Annotated in this window: 23 protein-coding genes; 11 read left to right on the top strand and 12 right to left on the bottom strand. The window is 59.1% G+C overall.

The window, feature by feature from the left end:
* Positions 1-20: 20 nt before the first annotated feature.
* The gene (locus AC4OVU_RS09100) at positions 21-293 is read left to right on the top strand and encodes a YeaC family protein (protein ID WP_017384688.1); all 273 of its coding nucleotides are present in this window, start codon (positions 21-23) and stop codon (positions 291-293) included.
* 50 nt (positions 294-343) lie between these two features.
* On the opposite strand, the gene chiD is transcribed toward AC4OVU_RS09100, so the two are convergent.
* The 4 genes from chiD to sppA all read right to left on the bottom strand — a co-directional run bounded on the left by chiD (position 344) and on the right by sppA (position 5,356).
* Entirely contained in the window at positions 344-1,597 is a 1,254-nt protein-coding gene (gene chiD / locus AC4OVU_RS09105; protein WP_491928662.1) for a chitinase ChiD, read from the bottom strand.
* Between the two features lie 172 nt (positions 1,598-1,769).
* Entirely contained in the window at positions 1,770-2,411 is a 642-nt protein-coding gene (gene pncA, locus AC4OVU_RS09110; protein ID WP_032670958.1) for a bifunctional nicotinamidase/pyrazinamidase, read from the bottom strand.
* Positions 2,412-2,420: 9 nt separating this feature from the next.
* Complete coding sequence (gene ansA, locus AC4OVU_RS09115; protein WP_058700550.1) at positions 2,421-3,437, bottom strand: asparaginase; 1,017 nt, start codon at positions 3,435-3,437, stop codon at positions 2,421-2,423.
* A gap of 62 nt (positions 3,438-3,499) precedes the next feature.
* Positions 3,500-5,356 carry a signal peptide peptidase SppA gene (sppA, locus tag AC4OVU_RS09120; protein ID WP_110292880.1) on the bottom strand — a complete coding sequence of 619 codons (1,857 nt, stop codon included), beginning with the start codon at positions 5,354-5,356 and terminating at the stop codon, positions 3,500-3,502.
* Between the two features lie 167 nt (positions 5,357-5,523).
* Here sppA and AC4OVU_RS09125 point away from each other — a divergent pair, with 167 nt between their 5' ends.
* The 3 genes from AC4OVU_RS09125 (at position 5,524) to AC4OVU_RS09135 (ending at position 9,162) form a co-directional block, all read left to right on the top strand.
* Positions 5,524-6,075: an NAD(P)H nitroreductase gene (locus AC4OVU_RS09125; protein ID WP_032670093.1), complete on the top strand. Its 552-nt coding sequence runs from the start codon at positions 5,524-5,526 to the stop codon at positions 6,073-6,075.
* Positions 6,076-6,191: 116 nt separating this feature from the next.
* Positions 6,192-7,235: a selenide, water dikinase SelD gene (gene selD / locus AC4OVU_RS09130; RefSeq protein ID WP_017384682.1), complete on the top strand. Its 1,044-nt coding sequence runs from the start codon at positions 6,192-6,194 to the stop codon at positions 7,233-7,235.
* 4 nt (positions 7,236-7,239) lie between these two features.
* Positions 7,240-9,162 (top strand): DNA topoisomerase III, encoded by a 1,923-nt coding sequence (locus tag AC4OVU_RS09135; RefSeq protein ID WP_491928663.1) that lies wholly within the window; start codon positions 7,240-7,242, stop codon positions 9,160-9,162.
* Between the two features lie 113 nt (positions 9,163-9,275).
* Here AC4OVU_RS09135 and gdhA read toward each other — a convergent pair whose 3' ends face one another.
* Positions 9,276-10,619: an NADP-specific glutamate dehydrogenase gene (gene gdhA, locus AC4OVU_RS09140; protein WP_015570765.1), complete on the bottom strand. Its 1,344-nt coding sequence runs from the start codon at positions 10,617-10,619 to the stop codon at positions 9,276-9,278.
* A 225-nt stretch (positions 10,620-10,844) separates the two neighbouring features.
* On the opposite strand from gdhA, the gene AC4OVU_RS09145 reads away from it, so the two are divergent.
* Positions 10,845-11,117 carry a YnjH family protein gene (locus AC4OVU_RS09145; RefSeq protein ID WP_003857857.1) on the top strand — a complete coding sequence of 91 codons (273 nt, stop codon included), beginning with the start codon at positions 10,845-10,847 and terminating at the stop codon, positions 11,115-11,117.
* Here AC4OVU_RS09145 and AC4OVU_RS09150 read toward each other — a convergent pair.
* The gene (locus AC4OVU_RS09150) at positions 11,077-11,493 is read right to left on the bottom strand and encodes a pyrimidine (deoxy)nucleoside triphosphate diphosphatase (RefSeq protein ID WP_017693607.1); all 417 of its coding nucleotides are present in this window, start codon (positions 11,491-11,493) and stop codon (positions 11,077-11,079) included. The genes AC4OVU_RS09145 and AC4OVU_RS09150 overlap by 41 nt on opposite strands.
* A 75-nt stretch (positions 11,494-11,568) precedes the next feature.
* Between AC4OVU_RS09150 and AC4OVU_RS09155 the strand changes: the two genes are divergently transcribed.
* Both AC4OVU_RS09155 and AC4OVU_RS09160 read left to right on the top strand, forming a co-directional pair.
* On the top strand, positions 11,569-12,141 hold the full coding sequence (locus AC4OVU_RS09155; protein ID WP_039271064.1) for a carboxymuconolactone decarboxylase family protein: 573 nt from the start codon (positions 11,569-11,571) through the stop codon (positions 12,139-12,141).
* Positions 12,131-12,748: a CDP-alcohol phosphatidyltransferase family protein gene (locus tag AC4OVU_RS09160; RefSeq protein WP_110292878.1), complete on the top strand. Its 618-nt coding sequence runs from the start codon at positions 12,131-12,133 to the stop codon at positions 12,746-12,748. The genes AC4OVU_RS09155 and AC4OVU_RS09160 overlap by 11 nt, the downstream gene beginning before the upstream one ends.
* Here AC4OVU_RS09160 and AC4OVU_RS09165 read toward each other — a convergent pair.
* From AC4OVU_RS09165 to xthA, 6 genes are all read right to left on the bottom strand, one after another.
* A complete protein-coding gene (locus AC4OVU_RS09165) occupies positions 12,745-14,052 on the bottom strand; it encodes a sulfurtransferase (RefSeq protein WP_110292888.1) in 1,308 nt (435 codons plus the stop codon). The genes AC4OVU_RS09160 and AC4OVU_RS09165 overlap by 4 nt on opposite strands.
* A 73-nt stretch (positions 14,053-14,125) precedes the next feature.
* A complete protein-coding gene (locus AC4OVU_RS09170) occupies positions 14,126-14,746 on the bottom strand; it encodes an ATP-binding cassette domain-containing protein (protein ID WP_015570760.1) in 621 nt (206 codons plus the stop codon).
* Positions 14,746-16,275 (bottom strand): ABC transporter permease family protein, encoded by a 1,530-nt coding sequence (locus AC4OVU_RS09175; RefSeq protein WP_110292877.1) that lies wholly within the window; start codon positions 16,273-16,275, stop codon positions 14,746-14,748. Before AC4OVU_RS09175 ends, AC4OVU_RS09170 begins: the two co-directional genes overlap by 1 nt.
* Positions 16,248-17,417, bottom strand: coding sequence for an ABC transporter substrate-binding protein (locus AC4OVU_RS09180; protein ID WP_072259277.1), 1,170 nt, complete (start codon positions 17,415-17,417; stop codon positions 16,248-16,250). Before AC4OVU_RS09180 ends, AC4OVU_RS09175 begins: the two co-directional genes overlap by 28 nt.
* 6 nt (positions 17,418-17,423) lie before the next feature.
* Positions 17,424-18,107, bottom strand: a complete 684-nt coding sequence (locus tag AC4OVU_RS09185; protein ID WP_017693601.1) for a TVP38/TMEM64 family protein — start codon at positions 18,105-18,107, stop codon at positions 17,424-17,426.
* A gap of 6 nt (positions 18,108-18,113) precedes the next feature.
* Complete coding sequence (gene xthA / locus AC4OVU_RS09190) at positions 18,114-18,920, bottom strand: exodeoxyribonuclease III (RefSeq protein ID WP_015570756.1); 807 nt, start codon at positions 18,918-18,920, stop codon at positions 18,114-18,116.
* 433 nt (positions 18,921-19,353) lie between these two features.
* Between xthA and astC the strand changes: the two genes are divergently transcribed.
* Genes astC through astB form a run of 4 tightly spaced genes read left to right on the top strand, consistent with a single transcriptional unit; the run spans position 19,354 to position 24,401 of the window.
* Positions 19,354-20,574, top strand: coding sequence for a succinylornithine/acetylornithine transaminase (gene astC / locus AC4OVU_RS09195; protein ID WP_023303516.1), 1,221 nt, complete (start codon positions 19,354-19,356; stop codon positions 20,572-20,574).
* Positions 20,571-21,605, top strand: coding sequence for an arginine N-succinyltransferase (astA, locus tag AC4OVU_RS09200; RefSeq protein WP_015570755.1), 1,035 nt, complete (start codon positions 20,571-20,573; stop codon positions 21,603-21,605). Before astC ends, astA begins: the two co-directional genes overlap by 4 nt.
* Positions 21,602-23,089, top strand: coding sequence for a succinylglutamate-semialdehyde dehydrogenase (gene astD, locus AC4OVU_RS09205; RefSeq protein WP_110293017.1), 1,488 nt, complete (start codon positions 21,602-21,604; stop codon positions 23,087-23,089). The genes astA and astD overlap by 4 nt, the downstream gene beginning before the upstream one ends.
* Positions 23,076-24,401 (top strand): N-succinylarginine dihydrolase, encoded by a 1,326-nt coding sequence (gene astB / locus AC4OVU_RS09210; protein ID WP_023303517.1) that lies wholly within the window; start codon positions 23,076-23,078, stop codon positions 24,399-24,401. The genes astD and astB overlap by 14 nt, the downstream gene beginning before the upstream one ends.
* Positions 24,402-24,408 lie beyond the last annotated feature (7 nt).

Consider the following 24,408-nt stretch of genomic DNA (forward strand, 5'->3'; position numbering starts at 1 on the left):
TCCTTTGAAAGGGAGAGATCATGAATATTGATGACATGATTGCAGGTATGACCCCGGAGGTTTATCAGCGTCTGGTAACGGCCGTTGAGCTGGGAAAATGGCCGGACGGTGTGGCGCTCACACCTGAGCAAAAAGAGAACAGTTTGCAGCTGGTGATGCTGTGGCAGGCGCGTCACAATACCGACGCCCAGCACATGACCATCGACACTAACGGTCAGATGGTGATGAAAAGCAAGCGCGAGCTGAAAGAAGAGTTCGGCATCGCGCCGAAGCCGATTGCGACCTTCAAATAAAGCTCCCATGTAGGCCGGGTAAGCGCTAGCGCCACCCGGCACACTACATCTTAGTGCGGGATCCCAAGCGACTCCGCCAGCTGTTTCGCGAGCTGGTTTTCGTCGTCAGCACCGTACTCCCAGAACATGGCGCCAGCCAGACCTTTCTCCTTAATGTAATCCGCTTTGATCGCCACGGAGCGCGGGTTCTCATAGGAAATCGCAAACAGCGCCTTCCCGTCGGCGGATTTCACCGACAGCCACGGCACCTTCGCCTGTTCGTCCCAGTGCTCGGTAAAGCGTTTCTGCGGATCGTTCAGCAGCTTGCGGACGATATCGTTGTATTTCACATAGGTATCTTTGGTCAGATCATAGCCAAGCGATTTGAACAGGCCCAGTTCCTGCGGCCCGAAGTAGGGCTGCGTCACCGGATTGTTCTGCGCGTCCGATTTGCTCCAGTCGATACCCGGTTCAACGGCGCGCTTCGGCACGCGCCCATAGAAACCAATTCCGAGGTTCATCTGCTGCGGCTTCAGCCCGGCGGCCAGATAGTTATTCACCACAAAATCGACGCTGTACTTGTCTGCGGCAGCCACCGTTGGCCAGGCGCTGGAGTCATACAGATTCGCGTTAAAATACTGAGTACCGTACGCCATGTCGTAGGTCATCAGGTTGATGTAATCGAGCAGGGGGGCAATGGCTTTCACATCCACCCAGCTTTTCGGACTTTCCGCATTCGCGCCCACCGCAATCGTGACCAGCTTTTTCTTACCGAACGCGTCACGCATCTCTTTTAACAGCGCGGTGAAATTATCCCGGTCGGCAGGGGTGCTCTCGACCAGTCCCCACGCGCCGTTGACCGGATATTCCCAGTCCAGGTCGATCCCGTCCAGGCCGTATCTACTGACGATCTCCTGCGCGGAGCGAATAAATACCGCGCGACTCTCTTTGGTTGCCGCTGCGCCAGAAAAACCACGCGCGCCCCAGCCGCCAACGGAAAGCAGGACTTTCAGGTTCGGGTTTTGTTTACGAAGCTGAGGAAGTAACGCCAGATCGGATGCCACCTTAGGTGATAACCAGATTTGATGCAGTTTTGCCGGATCTTTCAGCGCGGCGTTGGTTTCGTCTTTCTCGTTGTTATAGACCAGACCAAACGAGTAGTTGAGGTGGGTGATCTGGCGGACGTCGAGTTTATTAATATCGCCACCCGGTCCGGCGGTAACATCGCCACCCCCATTGAAGTAACCCACGGACATCAGGGGCGCGGCGGAAGCCAGTGACGCGCAAAGCAAGGGTAATGCTGCCAGCAAGGGCAAACGTTTCATATAATTTCCTCTTTGACTGAATAAAAATAACCACGCCACAGAAAAGGCGTGGCGAAAAAACAGCCTGAAGAGAATAGCATCGCCGTTTCGCTTGTGATGCGAGGGAGTTCACTTTATGGGGATTGGGAAAGAAATGCCGGGTAAGGCGAAGCCGCCACCCGGCTAAAAAAGCTTACGCCTGCGTCTCCAGCCAGTCAGCCAGCGTATACAGCGTTGCGCCTTCTGCGGCCATATCCATAAACGCCTGAGCGCTGTCATGCGGCTGAATATTCACCCCGCGACAGCCGTCGGTGATGACATTCACGGTATAGCCCAACTGGAGCGCATCCAGCACGGTGAACTTCACGCAGTAATCCGTCGCCAGGCCCAGCACAATCAGCTCGGTGATCTCATGGTGGCGCAACCACGCGTCCAGCGCCGTCTTCTGACGATGACCGTTATCAAAGAACGCGCTGTAGCTGTCGATGGTTGGGTTTTCACCTTTGTGGAACACCGCGTCGATGGCCTTCTGGTTCAGCAGCGGATGCAACTCAGCGCCCTCCGTCTGCTGCACGCAGTGATCGGGCCAGAAGGTTTGCGCCAGCCCGTCCAGATCGCCCTGGCTGTAAGGCTCAACGTTGTGCTGGCTGGCAAAGCTGCCGTGGTTTGCCGGATGCCAGTCCTGACTCGCCACCACCGCTTCACCACGAGCTTTACACCACTCAATCAGCGAATTCGCGACGTCTACGGTGCTGTCGCCTTCGGCAACGGCCAGCGCACCGCCCGCACAGAAATCATTTTGCAAATCGACCAGTAACAGGGCGCGTTGCTTCATGGGACCTCCTTATTCGTCCGGCGTCAGTTCACCGCGCAGGTTTTGCATCATGGCGTGGCGAATGGAATCAATGTCCAGATCCTGACTCAGTAAATAGTGAAGTTTAGTCAGCGTTGCCTCAACGGTCATATCGAAACCACTGATCACCCCAGCGTGCGCCAGGGCATTGCCGGTGGCGTAGCCGCCCATATTGACCTTACCGGACATACACTGGGTGAGGTTGACCACCACAATCCCGCGATCGCTCGCCTCCTGAAGCTCTTTCAGGAATTCACCGTTCTGCGGGGCGTTACCCACACCATAGGAGCGCAGGATCAGCGCCTTCACCGGCTGGCGCAGGAAGTTGCGCACCACGTCGGCGGAAATACCCGGATAAATCGTCACCACGCCGATCGGCTGCGGGGTGATCGGGTGAACGATCAGTTCGCCTGCGGTATTTGGTGCGGGCGGCGTGCCCAGACGACGGATATGGATCCCCGCTTCCAGCAGCGGTTGTAGGTTAGGTGAGGCAAAAGCGTCAAAGCCGTCGGCGTGCGCTTTGGTAGTGCGGTTCCCGCGATACAAACGGTTATTGAAGAACAACGACACTTCGTTAATCGGATAATTGGCCGCCACGTACAGGGAGTTAAGCAGGTTGATCTGCCCGTCTGAACGCAGTTCCGCCAGCGGGATCTGCGAGCCGGTCACGATGACGGGCTTGCTCAGGTTCTCCAGCATGAAGGAGAGCGCCGAGGCGGTGAACGCCATGGTGTCGGTACCGTGCAGGATCACGAAGCCGTCGTACTGGTCGTAATGGGCTTTAATATCGTCCGCAATATGCTGCCAGTCTTCCGGCGTCATGTCGGAGGAGTCCATCAGCGGCTCATATTCGTGGATGGTAAAGTCCGGCATTTCCGGACGGTGGAATTCAGGCATCAGCGCCAGCTGGCGCTGCAAGTGGCCGGAAACCGGGATATAGCCATTTTCTGAGCGCTGCATACCGATGGTACCGCCGGTATAGGCGACATAAATTGATTTCTTCTGCATGGTAATGAGTTCTTGTTCTTCAAAAGAAAAAATCCCCTCTTCACGGGAAGAGGGGACGGTTTTTAACGCACGTTCGCACAGGTCAGGCAAAACGCGTAGCGGCTTTGTGGATCATTAAAGGCAGCAAGCTTGTCGCTCTCCGCTTTCATGGCTTTCGCCGCGGTCGCCACCGGCGCCGGCAGATAAGCCTGAAGCGCGTCCGGCAGCATGGCACGAACGGAGCCGGACATGCTGTCCATGACCATATCGAAGAACGTTGGTTCGTCCTGATAATAGTCCACGTGCCACTGCTTGAGCTTCGCCAGCTCCGCCGCTTTCTTCACGGCGTCGTCGAAGTCACCCAAGCTGTCTACCAGGCCGTTGCTCTTCGCGTCCTGGCCGGTCCAGACGTGGCCCTGAGCGATCTGGTCAATCTGATCGGGCGTCTTTTTACGGGAGTCCGCAACCAGCGTGATGAAACGTTTATAGCCACTCTCAATGCTGAGCTGCATCATCTCAGACACCTCAGGCGGCAGGGATTTGGTGACGGACACATCCGCCAGCGGCGAGGTGGAAACGCCGTCGGTGTGGACGCCGAGATAATCCAGGCTGTTCTCTACGGTGTTGATCACGCCGAAGATGCCAATCGAGCCGGTCAGCGTGCTTGGGTTAGCCACAATGTAGTTGGCTGGCGTCGAGATCCAGTAGCCCCCGGAAGCCGCCATGCCGCCCATCGATACCACTACCGGCTTGCCCGCGGCGCGCGCGGCGGCCAGTTCAGCACGGATCACTTCAGAGGCGCTGACGCTGCCGCCAGGGCTGTTCACCCGCAGGACAATCGCCTTCACTTTCGGATCCAGGCGCGCATCGCGGATCTGCGACGCGGTGGTGTCCCCGCCGACGTTCCCCGGCGTTTCTTCGCCATCCATAATGGCCCCGTTAGCAAACACCACGGCGATGCTGTCAACACTGTCGTCCGGCTTTTTCGCGGCGTAGTCATACATGCTGATGGCGCTGTAGTTTTTATCCTCTTTACTCCAGCCGAACTGTTTGGTCAGCGCTTTTTCAATTTCAGCGCTGGAACCCAGCTGATCGACCAGTTTGTTATCAAGCGCGTATTTCGCTGTATCGCCGTCCACCTTGCGCAGGCCGTCCAGCACGCCGCGCGCGCCCGGGAAGACCTGCTCAGCGGTAATCTGACGGTTAGCGGCAATGGTGCCGAGGTAGTTCTGCCACAGCTCGCCAATCCAGCGGCTGTCCGCTTCACGGGCGGCAGGGGACATATCATCGCGGATAAACGGCTCCACGGCGGATTTATAGGTCCCGACGCGGAAGACGTGGGTGGTGACCTTCAGCTTGTCGAGCAGCGATTTGTAGTACAGACCGTTAGTGGCAAAGCCATGCAGATCGACCGTGCCCTGTGGCGAAAGCCAGATCTTATTGGCAAAGCTCGCCAGATAATATTGTCCCTGGGTGTAGCTGTCGCCAATGGCAATAACCGGTTTACCGCTGTCGCGGAATTCGCGCAGCGCTTTACCGATGTACTGCATTGACGGCTGATCGGCGCCGGCAAAATCTTTCAGGTCCAGCACGATACCGGTAATGTTACGATCGTCTTTAGCCTGACGGATGGTGTCGACGATATCAAACAGGGAGTTTTCCTGAAGACGGTCTGACGTTGCGCCGAACAGCTGGCGACCAATCACGCCCAGACGGTTGCTGGTCGATGGCTTATCAACAATCACCCCGGTGATATCGAGTAACAGCGCGCCGCGCGTCGAATGCTGCGACTGGTTTGCGTTGCTGATATGCATCCAGATACCTGCGCATACCAGGACCAGGAAGATGAAGAAGATGTTCATCACCAGGTTGCGGACGAAGTTGAGCAGTCGCCACGTCCATTTAAAGAAACCGGCAAAGATTCGCCAAAGGGTTCGCATGTATTCTCCCTAACCAGAAAAGGACTGTTTCCGTCGCCACGGGACGGTAATGTGCGGTTATCGTAATGACCCAACCGCCACTTGTCAGCAGGAATCGCCTGCCACGCTGTAACAAATTCTGCTGTCGTGTTAATTTTGTGAGTAAATTTCATGAAAGGAGTTAACCAATGGACGCACTTGAACTGCTTGTTAACCGTCGTAGCGCTTCCCGCCTGGCCGAACCGGCACCCGTCGGCGAGCAGCTGGAAAACATTCTGCGTGCCGGAATGCGTGCGCCGGACCATGGCACATTGCAGCCGTGGCACTTCTTTATCATTGAAGGCGAAGGGCGCGACCGCTTCAGCCAGCTGCTGGAGCAGGGGGCTGTTGCCGCAGGCCAGGATGAGAAGGGGATTGATAAAGCCCGCAACGCGCCGTTCCGTGCGCCGATGATCATCGCGGTAGTCGCAAAATGTCAGGCCGATCATAAAGTGCCGGTCTGGGAGCAGGAGATGTCTGCCGGTTGCGCGGTAATGGCAATGCAGATGGCCGCCGTCGCGCAGGGCTTTAACGGCATCTGGCGTACCGGGCCGCTGACCGGGAGCGCCGCCGTGCGGGAAGGTTTCTCCTGCGGCGAACAGGATAAAATTGTCGGCTTCCTCTATCTCGGCACCCCGCAGCTTAAAGCTTCCAGCACCATTAGCGTGCCGGACACTACGCCTTTCGTCAGCCGTTTTTAATCACCCGCGCTAAACTGTCTGGATTCTGAGCATCCGCCGCAGAATTCAGACAGTCATACTTACCTCTTTATGGAATGAGCGCTACCATAGCGCGATTGAGATGACAGGAGACGTCCATGAGCGAGCAAACCATTCGTTTAACGCAATACAGCCACGGAGCCGGTTGCGGTTGTAAAATTTCCCCGAAAGTGCTGGAGACCATCCTGCACAGTGAGCAGGCGAAGTTTGTCGACCCGAATCTGCTTGTCGGTAACGAAACGCGTGACGATGCAGCGGTTTATGACCTGGGTAACGGCACCAGCATTATCAGCACCACTGACTTCTTTATGCCGATTGTCGACAACCCGTTCGACTTCGGGCGCATTGCTGCCACCAACGCCATCAGCGATATCTTTGCGATGGGCGGTAAACCGATTATGGCGATCGCCATTCTGGGCTGGCCGATTAACACCCTCCCGCCGGAGATTGCCCGCGACGTGATCGAAGGCGGACGCTTTGCCTGCCAGCAGGCGGGTATTGCCCTGGCCGGTGGTCACTCTATCGATGCGCCGGAGCCGATCTTCGGCCTGGCCGTCACCGGCGTGGTGCCGACCGAGCGCGTGAAGCGCAACAGCACCGCGCAGGCGGGCTGCAAGCTGTTCCTCACTAAGCCGCTGGGCATTGGCGTACTGACCACTGCCGAGAAGAAATCCCTGCTGAAGCCCGAGCATATCGGTCTGGCAACGGAAGTGATGTGCCAGATGAACCTCGCCGGTGCGGCATTCGCCAATATCGACGGCGTGAAGGCCATGACCGACGTGACCGGTTTTGGTCTGCTGGGGCACCTCTCTGAAGTCTGTCAGGGCGCGGGCGTGCAGGCGCAGGTCTGGTATCAGGATGTGCCTAAGCTGCCGGGCGTGGAAGAGTACATTGCTCAGGGCGCAGTGCCGGGCGGGACGCAGCGCAACTTCGCCAGCTACGGCCATTTAATGGGCGAAATGCCGGAAGCGTGGCGTAACCTGCTGTGCGATCCGCAAACCTCCGGCGGCCTGCTGCTGGCGGTGACGCCGGAAGCTGAAGCTGACGTTCAGGCGACGGCTGCCGAGTTTGGCATCACCCTGACGGCCATTGGTGAGCTGGTGACCGCCCGCGGTGGTCGCCCGATGATTGAGATCCGTTAATTCGATGCGGTTGTTTATTGCCGAAAAGCCGAGTCTGGCGCGTGCCATCGCCGATGTGCTGCCCAGGCCGCATCGCAAAGGCGACGGCTTTATCGAATGCGGTAACGGGCAGGTGGTCACCTGGTGTATCGGTCACCTGCTTGAACAGGCGCAGCCGGATGTCTACGACAGCCGCTACGCCCGCTGGAATCTCAACGATCTGCCGATTGTGCCGGAAAAGTGGCGTCTCCAACCGCGTCCTTCCGTCACCAAACAGCTCAACGTCATTAAGCGCTTCCTGCATGAGGCGACGGAAGTGGTCCACGCGGGTGACCCGGACAGGGAAGGGCAACTGCTGGTCGATGAAGTGCTGGACTACCTGGAGCTGGCGCCGGAAAAGCGCCAGCAGGTGCAGCGCTGCCTGATCAACGACCTCAACCCTCAGGCGGTAGAGCGGGCCATTTCACGCCTGCGCGCCAACAGCGAATTTATTCCCCTGTGTGTCTCCGCGCTGGCGCGTGCCCGTGCGGACTGGCTATACGGGATCAACATGACCCGCGCCTACACCATTCTCGGGCGCAACGCGGGTTATCAGGGCGTACTCTCCGTCGGTCGTGTCCAGACACCGGTGCTGGGGCTGGTGGTGCGTCGCGACGAAGAGATCGAAAATTTCGTCGCCAAAGACTTCTTCGAAGTCAAAGCGCATATCGTCACGCCGAAAGACGAACGCTTTACCGCCGTCTGGCAGCCAAGCGATGCCTGTGAGTCATATCAGGACGAAGAGGGACGGCTGCTGCATCGCCCGCTGGCGGAGCACGTGGTCAACCGCATTACCGGCCAGCCCGCAATCGTCACCAGCTATAACGACAAACGGGAAACGGAGCCCGCACCGCTGCCGTTCTCCCTTTCGGCGTTGCAGATTGAGGCGGCTAAGCGCTTTGGTCTTAGCGCGCAGAACGTGCTCGATATCTGCCAGAAGCTCTACGAAACCCACAAGCTGATCACCTATCCGCGTTCGGACAGCCGCTATCTGCCGGAAGAACACTTCGCCGGACGCCACTCGGTGATGAATGCCATTGGCGTCCATGCGCCGGATCTGTTGCCGCAGCCGGCGGTAAACCTGGATACCCATAACCGCTGCTGGGACGATAAAAAAGTCGATGCTCACCACGCGATAATCCCGACGGCGCGCACCAGCAACGTCAACCTGACCGACAACGAAGCAAAGGTCTATAACCTGATCGCACGTCAGTATCTGATGCAGTTCTGCCCGGACGCGGTGTTCCGCAAGTGCGTTATTGAACTGGAGATTGCCAAAGGCAAATTTATCGCCAAAGCGCGTTTCCTCGCGGAAGCGGGCTGGCGCACGCTGCTCGGCAACAAAGAGCGTGACGAAGAGAACGACGGCACGCCGCTGCCGGTCGTGGCCAAAGGCGACGAACTGCTGTGCGAGAAGGGCGAAGTGGTTGAACGACAAACCCAGCCGCCGCGCCATTTCACCGACGCGACGCTGCTGTCGGCCATGACCGGGATCGCCCGCTTTGTGCAGGATAAAGATCTGAAGAAGATCCTGCGCGCCACCGACGGTCTGGGCACGGAAGCGACCCGCGCGGGGATCATCGAACTGCTCTTTAAGCGCGGCTTCCTGGAGAAAAAGGGACGTTACATCCATTCAACAGAACCGGGCCGGGCGCTAATTCATTCGCTGCCGGAGCTGGCCGCCAGGCCGGACATGACCGCGCACTGGGAGTCGGTGCTGACGCAGATCAGCGAAAAGCAGTGCCGTTATCAGGACTTTATGCAGCCGCTGGTAGGGACGCTTTATCAGCTGATTGACCAGGCGCGCAGTACGCCAGTGAAGCGATTCCGGGGAATGGTCGCCCCGGGCGGCGGGGCGAAGAAACCGTTCAAAAAGAAGAAAAGCGCAGCCAAAAATACAACCGCTTAAACCGTAGGCCGGGTAAGGCGAAGCCGCCACCCGGCGAAAGCCCCTCTGCGGCCTGAAAAAAGCCCGGTGGCGCCAGCGCTTACCGGGCCTACAAGGGCGAGAATGCAGCGAAACTAAATCACACCCTGTCCGATCATTGCATCGGCCACCTTCACGAACCCGGCGATATTCGCCCCGCGCACGTAGTTAGTTTGCGAGGCCTCGCCGCCGTACTCCACGCAGGCGTGATGAATATCGAGCATGATGTGGTGCAGACGGGCATCCACTTTCTCTGCCTTCCAGCCCATTCTCGCGGCGTTTTGCGCCATTTCCAGACCGGATGTTGCCACGCCGCCAGCGTTCGCCGCCTTGCCTGGCGCAAACAGCACGCCCGCGTCCAGGAACAGGTCGGTCGCTTCAATAGTGGTGGGCATATTTGCCCCTTCCGCTACCGCTTTCACGCCATTGCTAATCAGCGTCCGGGCGGCATCCACGTCCAGTTCGTTTTGCGTCGCGCACGGCAGGGCAATATCCACCGGCACGCCCCACGGCTGTTTACCTTCCAGATAGGTCAGGCCAAATTCACGGGCATAATCCGCTACCCGACCGTCACGGCTGGCTTTGATTTCGCACAGACGCGCCAGTTTTTCTGCCGTAAAGCCAGCTTCATCCACCACGGTGCCGCTGGAGTCGGAGGCGGTCACTACGCGCGCGCCAAACGCCATCGCTTTCTCGATAGCGTACTGCGCCACGTTGCCGGAGCCGGAGACCGCCACGCGCATCCCCTCGAAGCTCAGCCCGTGACGCTTAAGCATCGCTTCGGTGAAATAGACCAGACCATAACCCGTCGCTTCCGGGCGAATCAGGCTACCGCCAAACGACAGACCTTTGCCGGTAAAGACGCAGGCACTGTTGTTGGAGAGCTTTTTCATCATCCCGGCCATAAAGCCCACTTCACGCCCCCCCACGCCGATATCCCCGGCAGGAACGTCGGTGTCCGGCCCAAGGTGGCGATAGAGCTCAGTGACCAGCGCCTGGCAGAAGCGCATCACTTCGCCTTCGCTCTTGCCTTTCGGATCGAAATCACTCCCGCCTTTACCGCCGCCCATCGGCAGGGTAGTGAGCGCATTTTTAAAGGTCTGCTCGAAGCCGAGGAATTTCAGAATCGACAGGTTCACCGAGGGGTGGAAGCGCATCCCGCCCTTAAACGGCCCAATGGCGGAGTTAAACTGCACGCGCCACGCGCGGTTGACCTGCACCTGATTGCGATCGTCCACCCACGCCACGCGGAACTGGATGACGCGCTCCGGCTCTACCAGACGTTCAAGCAGCGCCATCTGACGGTAACGCGGATTTTCCTCAAGGAAGGGCCACAGGGTGGTCATGACTTCACGAACGGCCTGGGCAAACTCGCTTTGGTGCGGGTCGCGCTGCTGAACATGGGCAAGAAAGCTTTCCAGAGAGCGTGTCTGATCCATAGATATAAGAACCTCTTATAATAATTTATGCGTGTGGCGTAGATGTTTTGTGTCGTTTTTTTGACTATACCACCCGCACCGCTTTGAGAGGCAAGCAGAAATTTATGCCGCAAGGGAAATTAATGACAGGGCGCGCGTCATAACCAAAAGCGATGACGAGATAAATTAAAGATCCCGTCCGGATCGACCGTTATAGATATAAACGATGCAAAGGAAATAAAGTCTATGAACCGTTACGCAATGGCCGCGTTATGTTTGATGGTGTCCGCCGGGGCACAGGCTGACCGCATTCGCCCGGATGTCGAGGTCAACGTGCCGCCAGAGGTCTTTAGCGCTGGCGGCCAGCGTGCGCAGCCGTGTAATCAGTGCTGTATCTATCAGGATCAAAACTATTCCGAAGGCGCAGTGGTCAGGGCAGATGGCGTGCTGTTGCAGTGCCAGCGTGATGAACGCACCCTCAGTACAAACCCGCTGGTCTGGCGTCGCGTAAAAGAATAAACGCCTCCAGCAGCGGTATATCCGCCGGGGCTAAAGCATACGTGAACGCGTCTTCTGGCGTGCACCATACCAGCGCCGAGTGATAATGCGCCTTCAGCTGACCGCTAAATTCAGGCACATGCCAGGCGTGGAGGTGAATCAGCCGCTGCGACACCTCCCGTTGGTGGCTTGCCACATACCGCGCGGGCACGGCTTCAATGCCGAGTTCTTCGCGCAGTTCGCGGATCAGCGCTTCCGGCTGGGTCTCACCGGCTTCAACCTTCCCGCCTGCAAATTCCCACATTCCTGGCTGATCGGCATGTTCGGGACGCTGCGCCAGCAAAATCTTGCCCTCTTTTTCGAGGATGGCCGCAACCACATCGAGTGTTTTCAGCATGTTCGTCAATAATTAATAGCGAAAAACGACATATTATCGTGCCCTTCCAAAGAGTCCAGTCATCAGGAGAATCAGGTGAAAGAGACATCCGCCTGGGTTGCGCCCATGGAAACCCTTCCCGTCAGCCTCAGCCCCATCGCCGCCATGCAGAAAAAACACTTCGGCGCGGTGCTGAACCCCACGCGCTGGTGGGGGCGTATGCCGCGTCTTTTCTGGCTGGTGGCGCTGTTTGTCGGCTATCTGGAGCGGCGCAATGCGCGATTGACCCCGGTTCTGCGATCGCTGCTAATGACGCGGATCTCGCAGATCTGCCACTGCGCATTTTGTATTGATGCCAACAGCCTGCGTCTGGCCGAGCGGAGCGGGGCGCTGGATAAAGTGCAGGCCGTCAGCGACTGGCAAAATTCCACCCTGTTCAGCGAAGAGGAGCGCGCGGCGCTGGCCTATGCGGAAGCGGTCACCGCCACGCCGCCTCAGGTGGATGAAAATATCAAAAGTCTGCTGAAGCGCCACTTTACGGAAGAGACCATCACCGAAATGACGGCTCTGATTGCCTTTCAGAATCTTTCCGCCCGCTTTAACGCCGCGCTGGATATCCCGGCTCAGGGTCTGTGCGCCACGTTTAAAGGTAAACCGCATGCTGGATAAACATCTGCACCCCCGGCTGAAACCCGGGTTAAATCAGCTGGCCGCCGCGCTGGATAAACCGTTTATCACGCCTGATGGCTTAACGCTCGCCGGGTTTGCGATTGGCGTGCTGGCGTTACCGTTTCTGGCGCTGGGCTGGTATCCGGCGGCGCTGATCGCCATTGTGCTGAACCGGCTGCTGGATGGTCTGGACGGCGCGCTGGCGCGTCGCCGTGGCCTGACGGACGCGGGAGGATTTCTTGATATCGCCCTCGACTTCCTGTTCTACGCCCTGGTGCCGTTTGGCTTTGCGCTGGCCGCTCCGGCTGATAACGCGATCGCCGCCGCCTGGCTGCTGTTCGCTTTTATGGGGACGGGCAGCAGTTTTCTGGCCTTTGCCGCGCTGGCGGGGAAGCATGATATCGACAACCCCGGCTATGCGCACAAGTCGCTTTATTACATTGGGGGATTAACGGAAGGAACGGAGACCATCGCGCTGTTTGCGCTGTGCTGCCTGTTTCCGGCGCATTTCGCGCTGTTTGCCTGGACATTGGGCGCGTTGTGCTGGCTGACCACCACAACGCGCATCTGGAGCGGTTATATCACGCTGAAATCACTTCCCCGCTAGCGTGCGCTCTCCGGTCCGCGCTCCCCGGTGGAGACCGGGTTCTGCGGATGGCTGCTCCATTCGTACCAGCCGCCGTCGTAGACGGCAACGTTCTGCCAGCCCATGGCGCGGGCGTACATAAAGGCTTCAGACGCGCGCCAGCCGGTACCACAGTAAAACGCAACGTGCTGCTCCGGCAGGATATTCCACGTTTTCCACATGGCGGCAATATCATCGGCGCTGCGCATGGTGCCATCCGGATTGTGGAAATCTTCCATGTGGGTCGCGTCGCTGCCCGCATGGCCCCAGCGCGCACCGGCAATCTCACCTTTTGGCTTGATATAGCTGTAGCCGCTGGTTTCACCGATAAACTCTGGCCAGGAACGAATGCTCACCAGCGAGGCGTCCTGACGGTGCAGCATTCCCCGGGCCTGCTCCATATCCACCATCAGCCGGGGCTGGCCCGGGATCGGCGCGCCAAAATCAGGGGCTGGTTTGACCTTTGCAGGCGTTCCGCGCTCAACGGGCAGGCTGGCGTCGGACCACGCCTTCCAGCCGCCATCCAGAATTCGCACATCCTTCACGCCCGCGTAGAGCATGATCTGCGCCACGCGCGCGGCGGCATACACGTCGCGACCGTACAGAATGACGGTGGTATCGTGACGGATCCCGTGCTTCGCCAGCATCGCTTTCAGCTTTTCGTCAGAGACCTTATTCCACAGCGGTTCGCTTTCCACTTCATTGGTGTCGATATAGCCCGCACCGGGAATGTGGCTCAGGAGATAAAGCTTCGGCGCACCCCAGCCAGCCTCGATCACCTTCCATTCTCCGGCTGGTGCGGCGGTAACGGGTTTGCCCTGCTGCAACTGGCGGATCCACTGCGGATAAACCAGCTGTTCGAAATGCGCCAGACGTTGCAGACGGTCGGATTGTTGCAGGGCATCGCTCAGGGTGGAGACGTGGGTAAAGCCCGCTTTCTCCAGCCGCGCTTTGACGGTCTGGTTGTCATCATCGTTGCCATAGAGCGCAACCGGCATGTCTGGCGTAAGCCGATGTTGTTTTGCCCAGCCGCTGAGCTGTTCATCGCTCATTGCCCCAAGCCAGCTGGCAGAGAGATTAAGCGCGGCGGGTTCATGACCGGACGTTCCGCTCAGGGTCTGCGGCCAGCCGTTAAAGAACGCACTGACGCGCGTATCAATTACCGCGCCGTTTTGCGCCTGGAGCTGGTCCAGCGTGAGGGCGTGGGGCATATCAGCCGCCGTGGAGGAGAGTGAGGCGAGGCCGCAGAGCAGGGCCAGCGCGGTCAGTTGAGAAACACGTTTCATCGAAAAACCTGACGTCATTAAAAGAGGGGGGCATTGTCGTCTCTCCTGAAGCCAAAAACATTGCGTTAGCACATTATTGCCAGCGAGAAATCTCAATCACCTCGCCGCCGGGCGGAATATCGTCCTCATCATGCGTGACCAGCACCACCGGGATCCTGCGCTGGCGAGTAACCTCGAATACCCACGCCCGGAATGAGGCGCGCAGCGTTTTATCCAGTCGACTGAACGGCTCGTCGAGCAGCAATGCCTGCGGCTGGGCGAGAAGAGCGCGCAACAGGCTGACCCGGGCGCGCTCGCCGCCGGAAAGGGTCGCCGGATCGCTGGCGTAGTGGTTTGCCAGCCCGGCAGTGTCCAGGGCCTGTTCTACCGCGTTGCGGCGGGCGCGCCCGACGATGTGCGCCGGCAGCGCCAGCATCAGGTTTTGCCCCACGCTGAAGGCGTCAAACAGCAGGGCATCCTGAAACAGAATGCCGATCCCGCGCGTTTCCACGGGGAGCATATCGCAGCGCCGATCGTTCAGCCACAGCTCGCCGTGCGCCTTAAAATCAGCGGATAACGCCCCCACCATCCAGGCGAAAAGGGTCGATTTCCCGCTCCCGGAGGGCCCCATCAGCGTGACAATCTCCCCCGCCGGGACGCGGAAGTTGACCTCACGGAAGAGTGGCGCAATGGTGAGATTTTTCACGTTCAGCATTAACGTAATCCTTGTCTGTGACGGCCCACGAGCCGGGAGAGCAGCGCGGCAAGGGCAAATACGCTGCTGGTCAACAGCAACAGACCCAGCGCCCGGCTGGCGAGGATCGGAATGCTGCCGCCGCTGCTGAGGGCGACCGCCTCCGTCGTCAGGGTGGTGAAATGTCCCGCTCCCAGCCAGAGGGTCGGCATGTACTGGGCCATGCTCACGGAAAAGCCGGTGGCAAAGGCCAGCAGGGCCGGACGAATCATCAGGGGGCATTTCACGAACCAGAAAATTTTCGCCTGTCGCCAGCCCAGCGTTCTGGCGGTGAGGATAAGCCGGGGATCGAGCCTGCGCCAGGCCGGTTGCAGCACCAGGAGCATCCACGGGAGAACCCAGAGCATATGGCTCCAGAGCACCGCAGCGTACTGGCCGTCGATGCCCAGCCACAGCGCCACGGCATATTGCCCGGACACGAGGGGCAGCGCCGGGAGGGCGAGCGGCAGCCAGACCCACACCGCGCCGCGCTGGGGTCCCCACTCAAGCCAGAGCATGAGGATGGCCAGCGCTGTCAGGCTGGACAGCAGTCCCAGTGAAAGGCTGTCGCTGACGGGGCCGATGTCGTCCCGGCGTGCCAGCATCAGCAGAACCAGCGCACAGAGGACGCCGCACAGCGGCAGTAACCCGCCCAGCGTCCGTGCGGGCAGCGCAGTATGCGAAGCGTGACGAATTCCGGAGGGGTCACGCTGGGCGCGCCGCCATGCCGTCCAGAAGCCGTATCCCACCGCGGCAAGCGCCGCCAGCAGCAGGAGCAACACCAGACACAGCAGCGTTCCCTTTGTTTGCTGTTGTGCATCGCCCTGGGCGAGCCACTGCCAGGCCAGTACCGCCAGCGTAGGCGGGTTGCCTGGCCCGAGCACGATCGCCACATCCACCACGGAAAGCGACCAGGCCAGCACCGCCAGCATGACTGCGCCCAGCGCGGGGGCGATTGCCGGGAGGACGAGCCAGTTGAGCGCCTGCATTCGTCCGTAGCCGAAGGTATGCAGGACGATTTTCTGCTGTGCGAGACGCTTTTCAGGCAGCGCGGCGTAGATTGCCCACAGAACGAACGCGCTCTCTTTGACCGCAAGCGTCAGGCCAAGCCCGATACCGTAGCGGTCAAGCTGCGGCGAACAGACCGTACAGATCCGGTAAAACTGCCCCCCTTCCGCAAACAGCAGCAGCGCGCTGGTGGCGAAGGCGACGTGCGGCACGGCTAACAGCCACGGCAGACGGGTGCTCAGGCGCTGCCAGCCTTCACCCGGCCAGAGAAGCGCAAGCAGGGTCAGGGCGATAAACAGTGAGCCCAGCGTCGCGATAAGCGTGGAAACCAGCGTGGCGGCCAGCGCCTGCGGCAGCTGCGGGTCGGCAAACAGCGTCGCCCAGTTGCCGGGAGAAAACGCCGGGGCCAGCAGCATGCCGCTGGCGGGAAGCAGTGGCAGATAGATGACCGCCATTGCCGCCCAGACCAGCCCGCTTAGCGGGTTCCGTAGCGGCGAAGCCATTCCTGCTCCAGGGCGTTAACCCAGGCGGCGTGAGGTTCGGGAAGTACATCAGGCGTGCCTGAGGGGGTAAAGGCGCTAAGCTGTTTTGCCGCTTTCGCAGGCAGTTTTTCGCCATCCAGCACGCTCGGGTCACCCCAGACGGCAGGATTAGCTTTGCGGATCTGCGCCTGCGGTGACAGCAGGAAATTCGCCACCACCTTCGCGCCTGCGCTCGCGCTGGCGTTTGCCGGGATAGCGACAAAATGGACGTTGCCGATCATGCCTTTGAGAAAGCCGAAACTGTAGCTGTCGGCAGGCAGTTCACCGCTCGCCACCTTTTGCATCGCATGGGCGGGGTTAAAGGTGAGCGACAGGTTCAGGCTGCCGCTGGCCAGCAGCGTATCCATGCGCGCAGGCGACGGAGGAAAATCGTTCCCTTCGCGCCACAGCAGGGGGTGCAGCGTATCAAGGTAATCCCACAGCGGCGCGGTGACCTGCGCAAAGGTTCTGTCTGGCGCGTTTTTTAACGCCTCCGGATGGGCGGTCAGCGCCAGCAGTAGCTGCTCAAGAAACGCCGTGCCGGTAAAATCCGGCGGTCGCGGATAGCTCACCTTGCCAGGGTGCTGTCGGGCGTATACCAGCAGCGCGTGGGGATCTGCCGGTGGTGTCGGCGTACTCGCTTTACGGGCGATAAAGGTTAATTGCGCGCCGCCCCACGGGGATTCTGCCCCATCGGTCGGGATGGCAAAATCTTCCGTTACCGGTTTACGGGTATCGACGTAGCGCCAGTTGGGCAGGGTTTGCGCCCAGCCGGTGAGCAGCAGGTTTGCCGCTTTCAGGTTGCGGAAGTTTTCCCCGTTTACCCAGAGTAGATCCACCGACCCGTTACTGCTGCGTCCTGCGGCATGTTCCGTCTGGATCCGCTTCACCGCGTCGGCGGCATCGGCCAGATGAACGATCTTCAGGTTGACGGCGTAGTGCGTTTTCATCTCGCCGCTTACCCAGTCGAGGTAGCGGTTAACGGCCTCGTCACCGCCCCAGGCGTTAAACCAGACGGTCTGCCCGGTGGCCTGTTGCTGAATGGATTGCCAGCTCTCTGCGGCGAAGGCAGAGGTTGCCAGCAGCAGACTCGTCAGAAACGCGCAAAAACGCACCCGGCGCATAATGCCTCACTTTTTAATCGAAGGGATGTAACGGGAAAACAGCCAGCGAGTGACCAGCGGTAATAACCCTAATAGTGTAAAGGCGAACAGCAGTCCCGGCGACAGAATATCGCGCAGCGCGGTGAGTTTCCCCAGCTCGCGTCCGGCGTTCAGATAAATGACGGTGGCAGGTAGCATTGCAAGCTGGCTGACCCACCAGTAGTGACGCACCCTGAGACGGGTTAGCCCCATCAGCAAATTGACCAGAAAGAACGGGAACAACGGCATCAGGCGCAGGGCAAAAAGGTAGCGTGCGCCGTCGCGATCCATCCCCGCATCTATCGTGCTCATCTGTGCGGCAAAGCGCCGTTGCACCCAGTCGCGCAGCAGATAACGGCTGACGAGCATGGCAAGCGTGGCGCCGAGCGTCGAGGCAAATGACACCAACAGCGTCGCCTCCCACAGGCTGAAAAGCGCCCCGCCGAGCAGCGTCAGAAGCGCGGCTCCGGGGATCGACAGCGCGGAGAGCAGAACGTAAACCGCAAAATAGATCAGCGCGCTCTGAAGAGGCGCCTGCTCCACACGATCGATCAACGTTTGCTGGTGCATTTTTAGCGTGTCGAGGGAGAGCATGCCTGGAGGAAGCAAAACAACGGTCAAAACAAATGCGCCCAAAAGGGCGCACAGGAGACTGATTTTTTTAATATTCACTGAAGTTTACAGCTTAAACGTTGCCCATACCGGCGCATGGTCGGACGGTTTTTCCATGCTGCGGATGTCATAGTCGATACCGGTTTCGATGCAGCGTTCGGCCAGGGGGGCGCTCGCCAGCAGCAGATCAATACGCAGGCCCCGGTTGTCATCGAAGCCTTTAGAGCGATAATCAAACCACGAGAAGCGATCCTGCGTCGCCGGGTTAGCCGTGCGGAAAGTATCCACCAGCCCCCAACCCAGCAGGCGCTCCATCCACTCGCGCTCCTCCGGCAGGAAAGAGCATTTGCCGGTGCGCAGCCAGCGCTTACGGTTCTCTTCGCCAATACCGATATCCAGATCCGTCGGGCTGATATTCATGTCGCCCATGATCAGCACCGGGTTTTCTTTTTTGAGTTCGGTTGTCAGGTAGTTTTGCAGATCCTGATAAAACTTCGCTTTGGCCGGGAATTTGGTTTCATGATCGCGGCTTTCACCCTGCGGGAAATAGCCGTTGATGACGGTCACATTGCCGAGCGCGGAAGGAATTTCCGCCATGATGATGCGGCGTTGCGCCTCTTCATCGTCACCCGGGAAGCCACGACGCACCGACACCGGCGTATCTTTGGTCAGCAGCGCAACGCCGTAGTGGCCTTTCTGACCGTGGTAAAAAACGTTATAGCCCAGCTTCGCTACCTCTTCGAGCGGGAACATATCGTCGTGAACTTTTGTCTCCTGCAAGCCGATCACATCTGGCTGATGTTGCTCAACAATCGCTTCAAGCTGGTGAGGGCGGGCACGCAGGCCGTTGATATTAAAAGAGACAAATTTCATAGTCGCTGCCAATGCAAGGTGAATAGTGCAAGGATGGTAGCAGAATTTACGTCGTCTGTTATCCGCTTCGCCCAATTACTGCGACAGATAATGCCGACGGTGCAATATTTGCACCATTTCGGCGCGTTTTGCCCTCGAACAGGGCATAAAGGACCGATAAATTTCGCGAGCGATCACAATTCCAGAATTATATTTGGCCTCTGCATACTCTTTCTTGTTTTCATGCGGCAAAGCGCCGCTTGTCGTAAAAATATTCACTATTTATGCATTAACAGTGAATAACTCCATATTGTAACTCATTGATATTGTGTTACCCCAACCCGTTTATGCATTTTTATCGCTGGCTGGCACGAAGGCTGCAATCTACATTCACAGTGCAAACACTCAATTATTTAACATTTAAACAACCTTTTATTTACCGGATGAGGTCGCTATGTCTCTGTCAGTTACGCGTGAAAATTTCGATGAATGGATGATGCCGGTATACGCTCCGGCGGCTTTTATTCCGGTACGTGGGGAAGGCTCTCGCCTGTGGGATCAGCAGGGCAAAGAGTATATCGACTTTGCGGGTGGGATTGCGGTGAATGCGCTGGGGCATGCAAACCCGGCGCTGCGGCAGGCGCTGAATGACCAGGCAGCGAAATTCTGGCATACCGGCAACGGTTATACCAACGAACCGGCATTGCGTCTGGCGAAGAAGCTGATCGACGCCACTTTCGCAGACAAAGTCTTTTTCTGTAACTCCGGCGCGGAAGCGAACGAAGCGGCGCTAAAGCTGGCGCGAAAATATGCGCACGATAAATTCGGCGCGCACAAGAGCGGCATCGTAGCCTTTAAAAATGCCTTCCATGGCCGCACGCTGTTTACCGTCAGCGCGGGTGGTCAGCCCTCATATTCTCAGGATTTTGCGCCGCTGCCGCCGGATATCCGGCATGCGGCGTATAACGATTTACACTCTGCCAGCGAGCTGATTGACGACACCACCTGTGCGGTGATTGTCGAGCCCATGCAGGGGGAAGGCGGCGTCATGCCCGCCCAGAAAGCGTTCCTGCAAGGGCTGCGCGAGCTGTGCGATCGGCATAACGCGGTCCTGATTTTTGACGAAGTCCAGACCGGCGTGGGCCGCACGGGTGAGCTGTACGCCTACATGCACTATGGCGTGACCCCGGATGTGCTCTCAACAGCCAAAGCGCTCGGCGGCGGTTTCCCGGTGGGGGCGATGCTGACCACCGATAAATTCGCCAGCGTGATGACCGTGGGCACCCATGGCACCACATACGGCGGCAACCCGCTGGCAACCGCTGTCGCCGGACAGGTGCTGGATATCATCAACACCCCTGAGGTGCTTAACGGCGTGAAGCAGCGTCACCAGTGGTTTGTTGAGCGCCTTACTGCCATTAACAGCAAAACTGGCCTGTTCAACGAGATCCGCGGTCTGGGGCTGTTAATAGGCTGTGAGCTTGCCCCTGAGTTTGCCGGCAAAGCGAAGCTGATTTCACAGGAAGCGGCAAAGCAGGGCGTAATGGTGCTGATTGCCGGTGCTAACGTGGTGCGGTTTGCCCCTGCGCTGATCGTCAGCGAGGAAGAGGTCAGAACTGGCTTAGATCGTTTTGCGCTGGCCTGCGAACAGGTGAAGTCCGGGGTGTCATCATGATGGTCATCCGTCCCGTTGCGCACGGCGATCTCGCCGGGCTTATGCAGCTTGCCGGTAAGACAGGGGGCGGGCTGACCTCGCTGCCTGCCGATGAAAAAACGCTGTCGGCGCGCATTGAGCGCGCCCTGCAAACCTGGCAGGGGACGTTGCCAAAAAGCGAACAGGGCTATGTGTTCGTGCTGGAAGATACTGACACGGGAACCGTGGCGGGGATTTGCGCTATCGAGGTGGCCGTCGGGCTTAACGATCCGTGGTACAACTACCGCGTCGGCACGATGGTCCACGCCTCGAAAGAGCTGAACGTTTACAACGCGCTGCCGACGCTCTTCCTCTGTAATGACCATACCGGCGCCAGCGAACTCTGCACCCTGTTTCTCGATCCGGACTGGCGCAAAGAGGGCAACGGTTATCTGCTCTCCAAATCGCGCTTTATGTTTATGGCCGCCTTTCGCGACCGCTTCAACGAAAAAGTGGTCGCGGAGATGCGCGGCGTGATTGATGAGACGGGCTACTCGCCGTTCTGGGAGAGTCTGGGCGAACGCTTCTTCTCCATGGAATTTAGCCGGGCGGATTACCTGTGCGGGACCGGTCAGAAGGCGTTTATCGCCGAGCTGATGCCGAAGCATCCTATTTATACCCATTTCTTAACGCCTGAAGCGCAGGCGGTGATCGGCGAAGTTCACCCGCAAACCGCCCCGGCCCGCGCAGTGCTGGAGAAAGAGGGATTTCGCTACCGTAACTACGTCGACATCTTCGACGGCGGCCCGACGCTGGAATGCGACATTGACCGCGTTCGCGCCATCCGTAAAAGCCGCCTGGTTGAGGTTTCAGAAGGCCAGCCCGCGCCGGGCGAGTGGCCAGCCTGCCTGGTCTCGAACGAGAATTACACCAACTTCCGCGCCATGCTGGTGCGAACCAACCCAACATGCGAGCGTCTGGTACTGACGGCTGCGCAACTGGATGCCCTGAAATGTAACGCTGGCGACACGGTTCGCCTGGTGCGGCTCTGCCCTGAGGAGAAAACAGCATGACTCTATGGATTAACGGTGACTGGGTAACGGGCGAAGGTGACGCGCGGACAAAAACTAACCCGGTCGGTCAGGAGGTGCTCTGGTCGGGGAACGACGCCAGCGCCGGGCAGGTTGAGCAGGCCTGCCAGGCTGCACGCCGCGCGTTTCCGGCATGGGCGAAACGGCCATTCTCCGAGCGCCAGGCGCTGGTTGAGAAATTTGCTGCGCTGCTGGAGGCCAATAAAGCCGAGCTGACCCGCATCATTGCCTGCGAAACCAGCAAGCCGCGCTGGGAGGCAACAACCGAAGTCACGGCGATGATCAACAAAATTGCGATATCGGTGAAGGCGTACCATACCCGCACCGGCGAGCAGCATACCGAGATGCCAGACGGCGCCGCCACGCTGCGCCACCGTCCGCACGGGGTGCTGGCGGTGTTTGGCCCGTATAACTTCCCCGGACATCTGCCGAACGGGCACATTGTGCCTGCGCTGCTGGCGGGGAATACCGTCATCTTCAAGCCGAGTGAGTTAACCCCCTTAACCGGAGAAGCAGTCATAAAACTCTGGGAGCAGGCGGGGCTGCCGCCGGGGGTGGTGAATCTGGTGCAGGGCGGGAGTGAAACAGGTCAGGCGCTGAGTGCGCTGAGCGACATTGACGGTCTGCTGTTCACCGGCAGTGCCGGAACGGGCTATCAGCTGCATCGTCAGCTGGCGGGGCAGCCGGAAAAAATTCTGGCGCTGGAGATGGGCGGCAACAACCCGCTGATTGTGGAAGATCCGGATGATATCGATGCCGCGGTCCATCTGACCATTCAGTCGGCGTTCATTACCGCCGGACAGCGCTGTACCTGCGCCCGCCGCCTGCTGGTTAAACGCGGCGCGCAGGGGGATGCGTTCCTGAAGCGTCTGGTGGAGGTGAGCGCGCGTCTGGTTCCCGCGAAATGGGATGCCGAGCCGCAGCCGTTTATCGGCGGGCTGATCTCCGCGCAGGCGGCGCTGAACGTGCTGAAAGCGTGGCAGGAGCACGTGGCGCGCGGGGCGAAAACCCTGCTGGAGCCGAAGCTGGTTCAGCCGGGCACGTCGCTGCTGACGCCGGGGATTATTGAGATGAGTGCGACGAGCAACGTGCCGGATGAAGAGGTCTTTGGCCCGCTGCTGTGCGTCTGGCGCTATGACGATTTTGAGTCGGCGATCGAGATGGCCAACAACACCCGCTACGGCCTGTCGAGCGGCCTGATATCGCCGCATCGCGAGAAATTCGAACAGCTGCTGCTGGAAGCGCGCGCCGGGATCGTGAACTGGAACAAACCGCTGACCGGTGCGGCGAGCACCGCGCCGTTTGGTGGCGTAGGGGCGTCGGGCAACCATCGCGCCAGCGCCTGGTATGCCGCCGATTACTGCGCGTGGCCGATGGCAAGCCTGGAAACCCCGGCGCTGACGCTGCCGGAGACGCTGAATCCGGGGCTGGATTTTACAGAGGGTGACGCCCATGAAAGCGCGTGAGGTTAACTTTGACGGCCTCGTGGGGCTGACGCACCACTATGCCGGGCTGTCGTTCGGTAATGAAGCCTCGACGAAGCACCGTTTCCAGGTCTCGAACCCGAAGCTGGCGGCGAAGCAGGGTCTGTTGAAAATGAAGGCGCTGTCCGATGCCGGTTTCCCGCAGGCGGTGATCCCGCCTCAGGAGCGACCAAACGTGGCCGTGCTGCGCCAGCTGGGGTTCAGCGGTACGGATGAACAGGTGGTGGAAAAAGCAGGCACGCAGACGCCACACCTGCTTTCGGCGGCCAGTTCAGCCTCCTCGATGTGGGTGGCGAATGCCGCCACCGTTGCGCCGTCGGCGGATACGCTGGACGGCAAAGTGCATCTGACCGTTGCTAACCTGAACAACAAATTCCACCGCGCCAGCGAAGCGGAGACCACCGGGCGCGTGCTGCGCGCCATTTTTAATCATGAAGCGCATTTCGAGGTGCATTCGGCGCTGCCGCAGGTCGCGATGTTTGGCGATGAAGGGGCGGCAAACCACAACCGTCTGGGCGGCGACTATGGCGAGCCGGGTTTGCAGCTGTTTATCTATGGACGGGAAGAGGGCGGCCACGCCGCGCCGGTTCGTTATCCGGCGAGACAAACCTTAGCCGCAAGCCAGGCGGTTGCGCGGCTGAACCAGGTTAATCCTTCTCAGGTGATTTTTGCCCAGCAAAATCCGCAGGTGATCGACCAGGGCGTGTTTCATAACGACGTCATTGCCGTTTCCAACCGTCAGGTGCTGTTCTGCCACGAGCAGGCGTTTGCCCATCAGGAAAAGTTGCTGGCCACGCTGCGCGAACGCGTGCCGGGATTTATGCCGATTCAGGTGCCCACGCAGGCGGTAAGCGTACAGGATGCGGTCGAAACGTATCTGTTCAACAGCCAGCTGCTGAGCCGGGATGATGGCAGCATGATGCTGGTGCTGCCGCAGGAGTCCCGCAACCATCAGGGCGTCTGGCGCTATCTGAGCGAACTGGTGCAGGCGGATAACCCGATTGATGAACTGCGCGTGTTTGATCTGCGGGAAAGTATGGCCAATGGCGGGGGACCGGCGTGCCTGCGACTGCGCGTGGTGTTAACGCCGGAGGAGATGCAGGCCGTGAATCCGGCGGTGATGATGAACGACACGCTGTTCAATACCCTCAATGACTGGGTGGACCGCTATTATCGCGACCGTCTGGTTCAGGCCGATCTGGTTGATCCGCAGCTGCTGCGCGAAGGCCGCGAGGCGCTGGATGCATTATCGACCATCCTGCAACTGGGATCGGTTTATCCGTTCCAGCGCTAAGGAGATG

It is taken from the genome of Enterobacter sp. 6722112, from assembly GCF_058661685.1.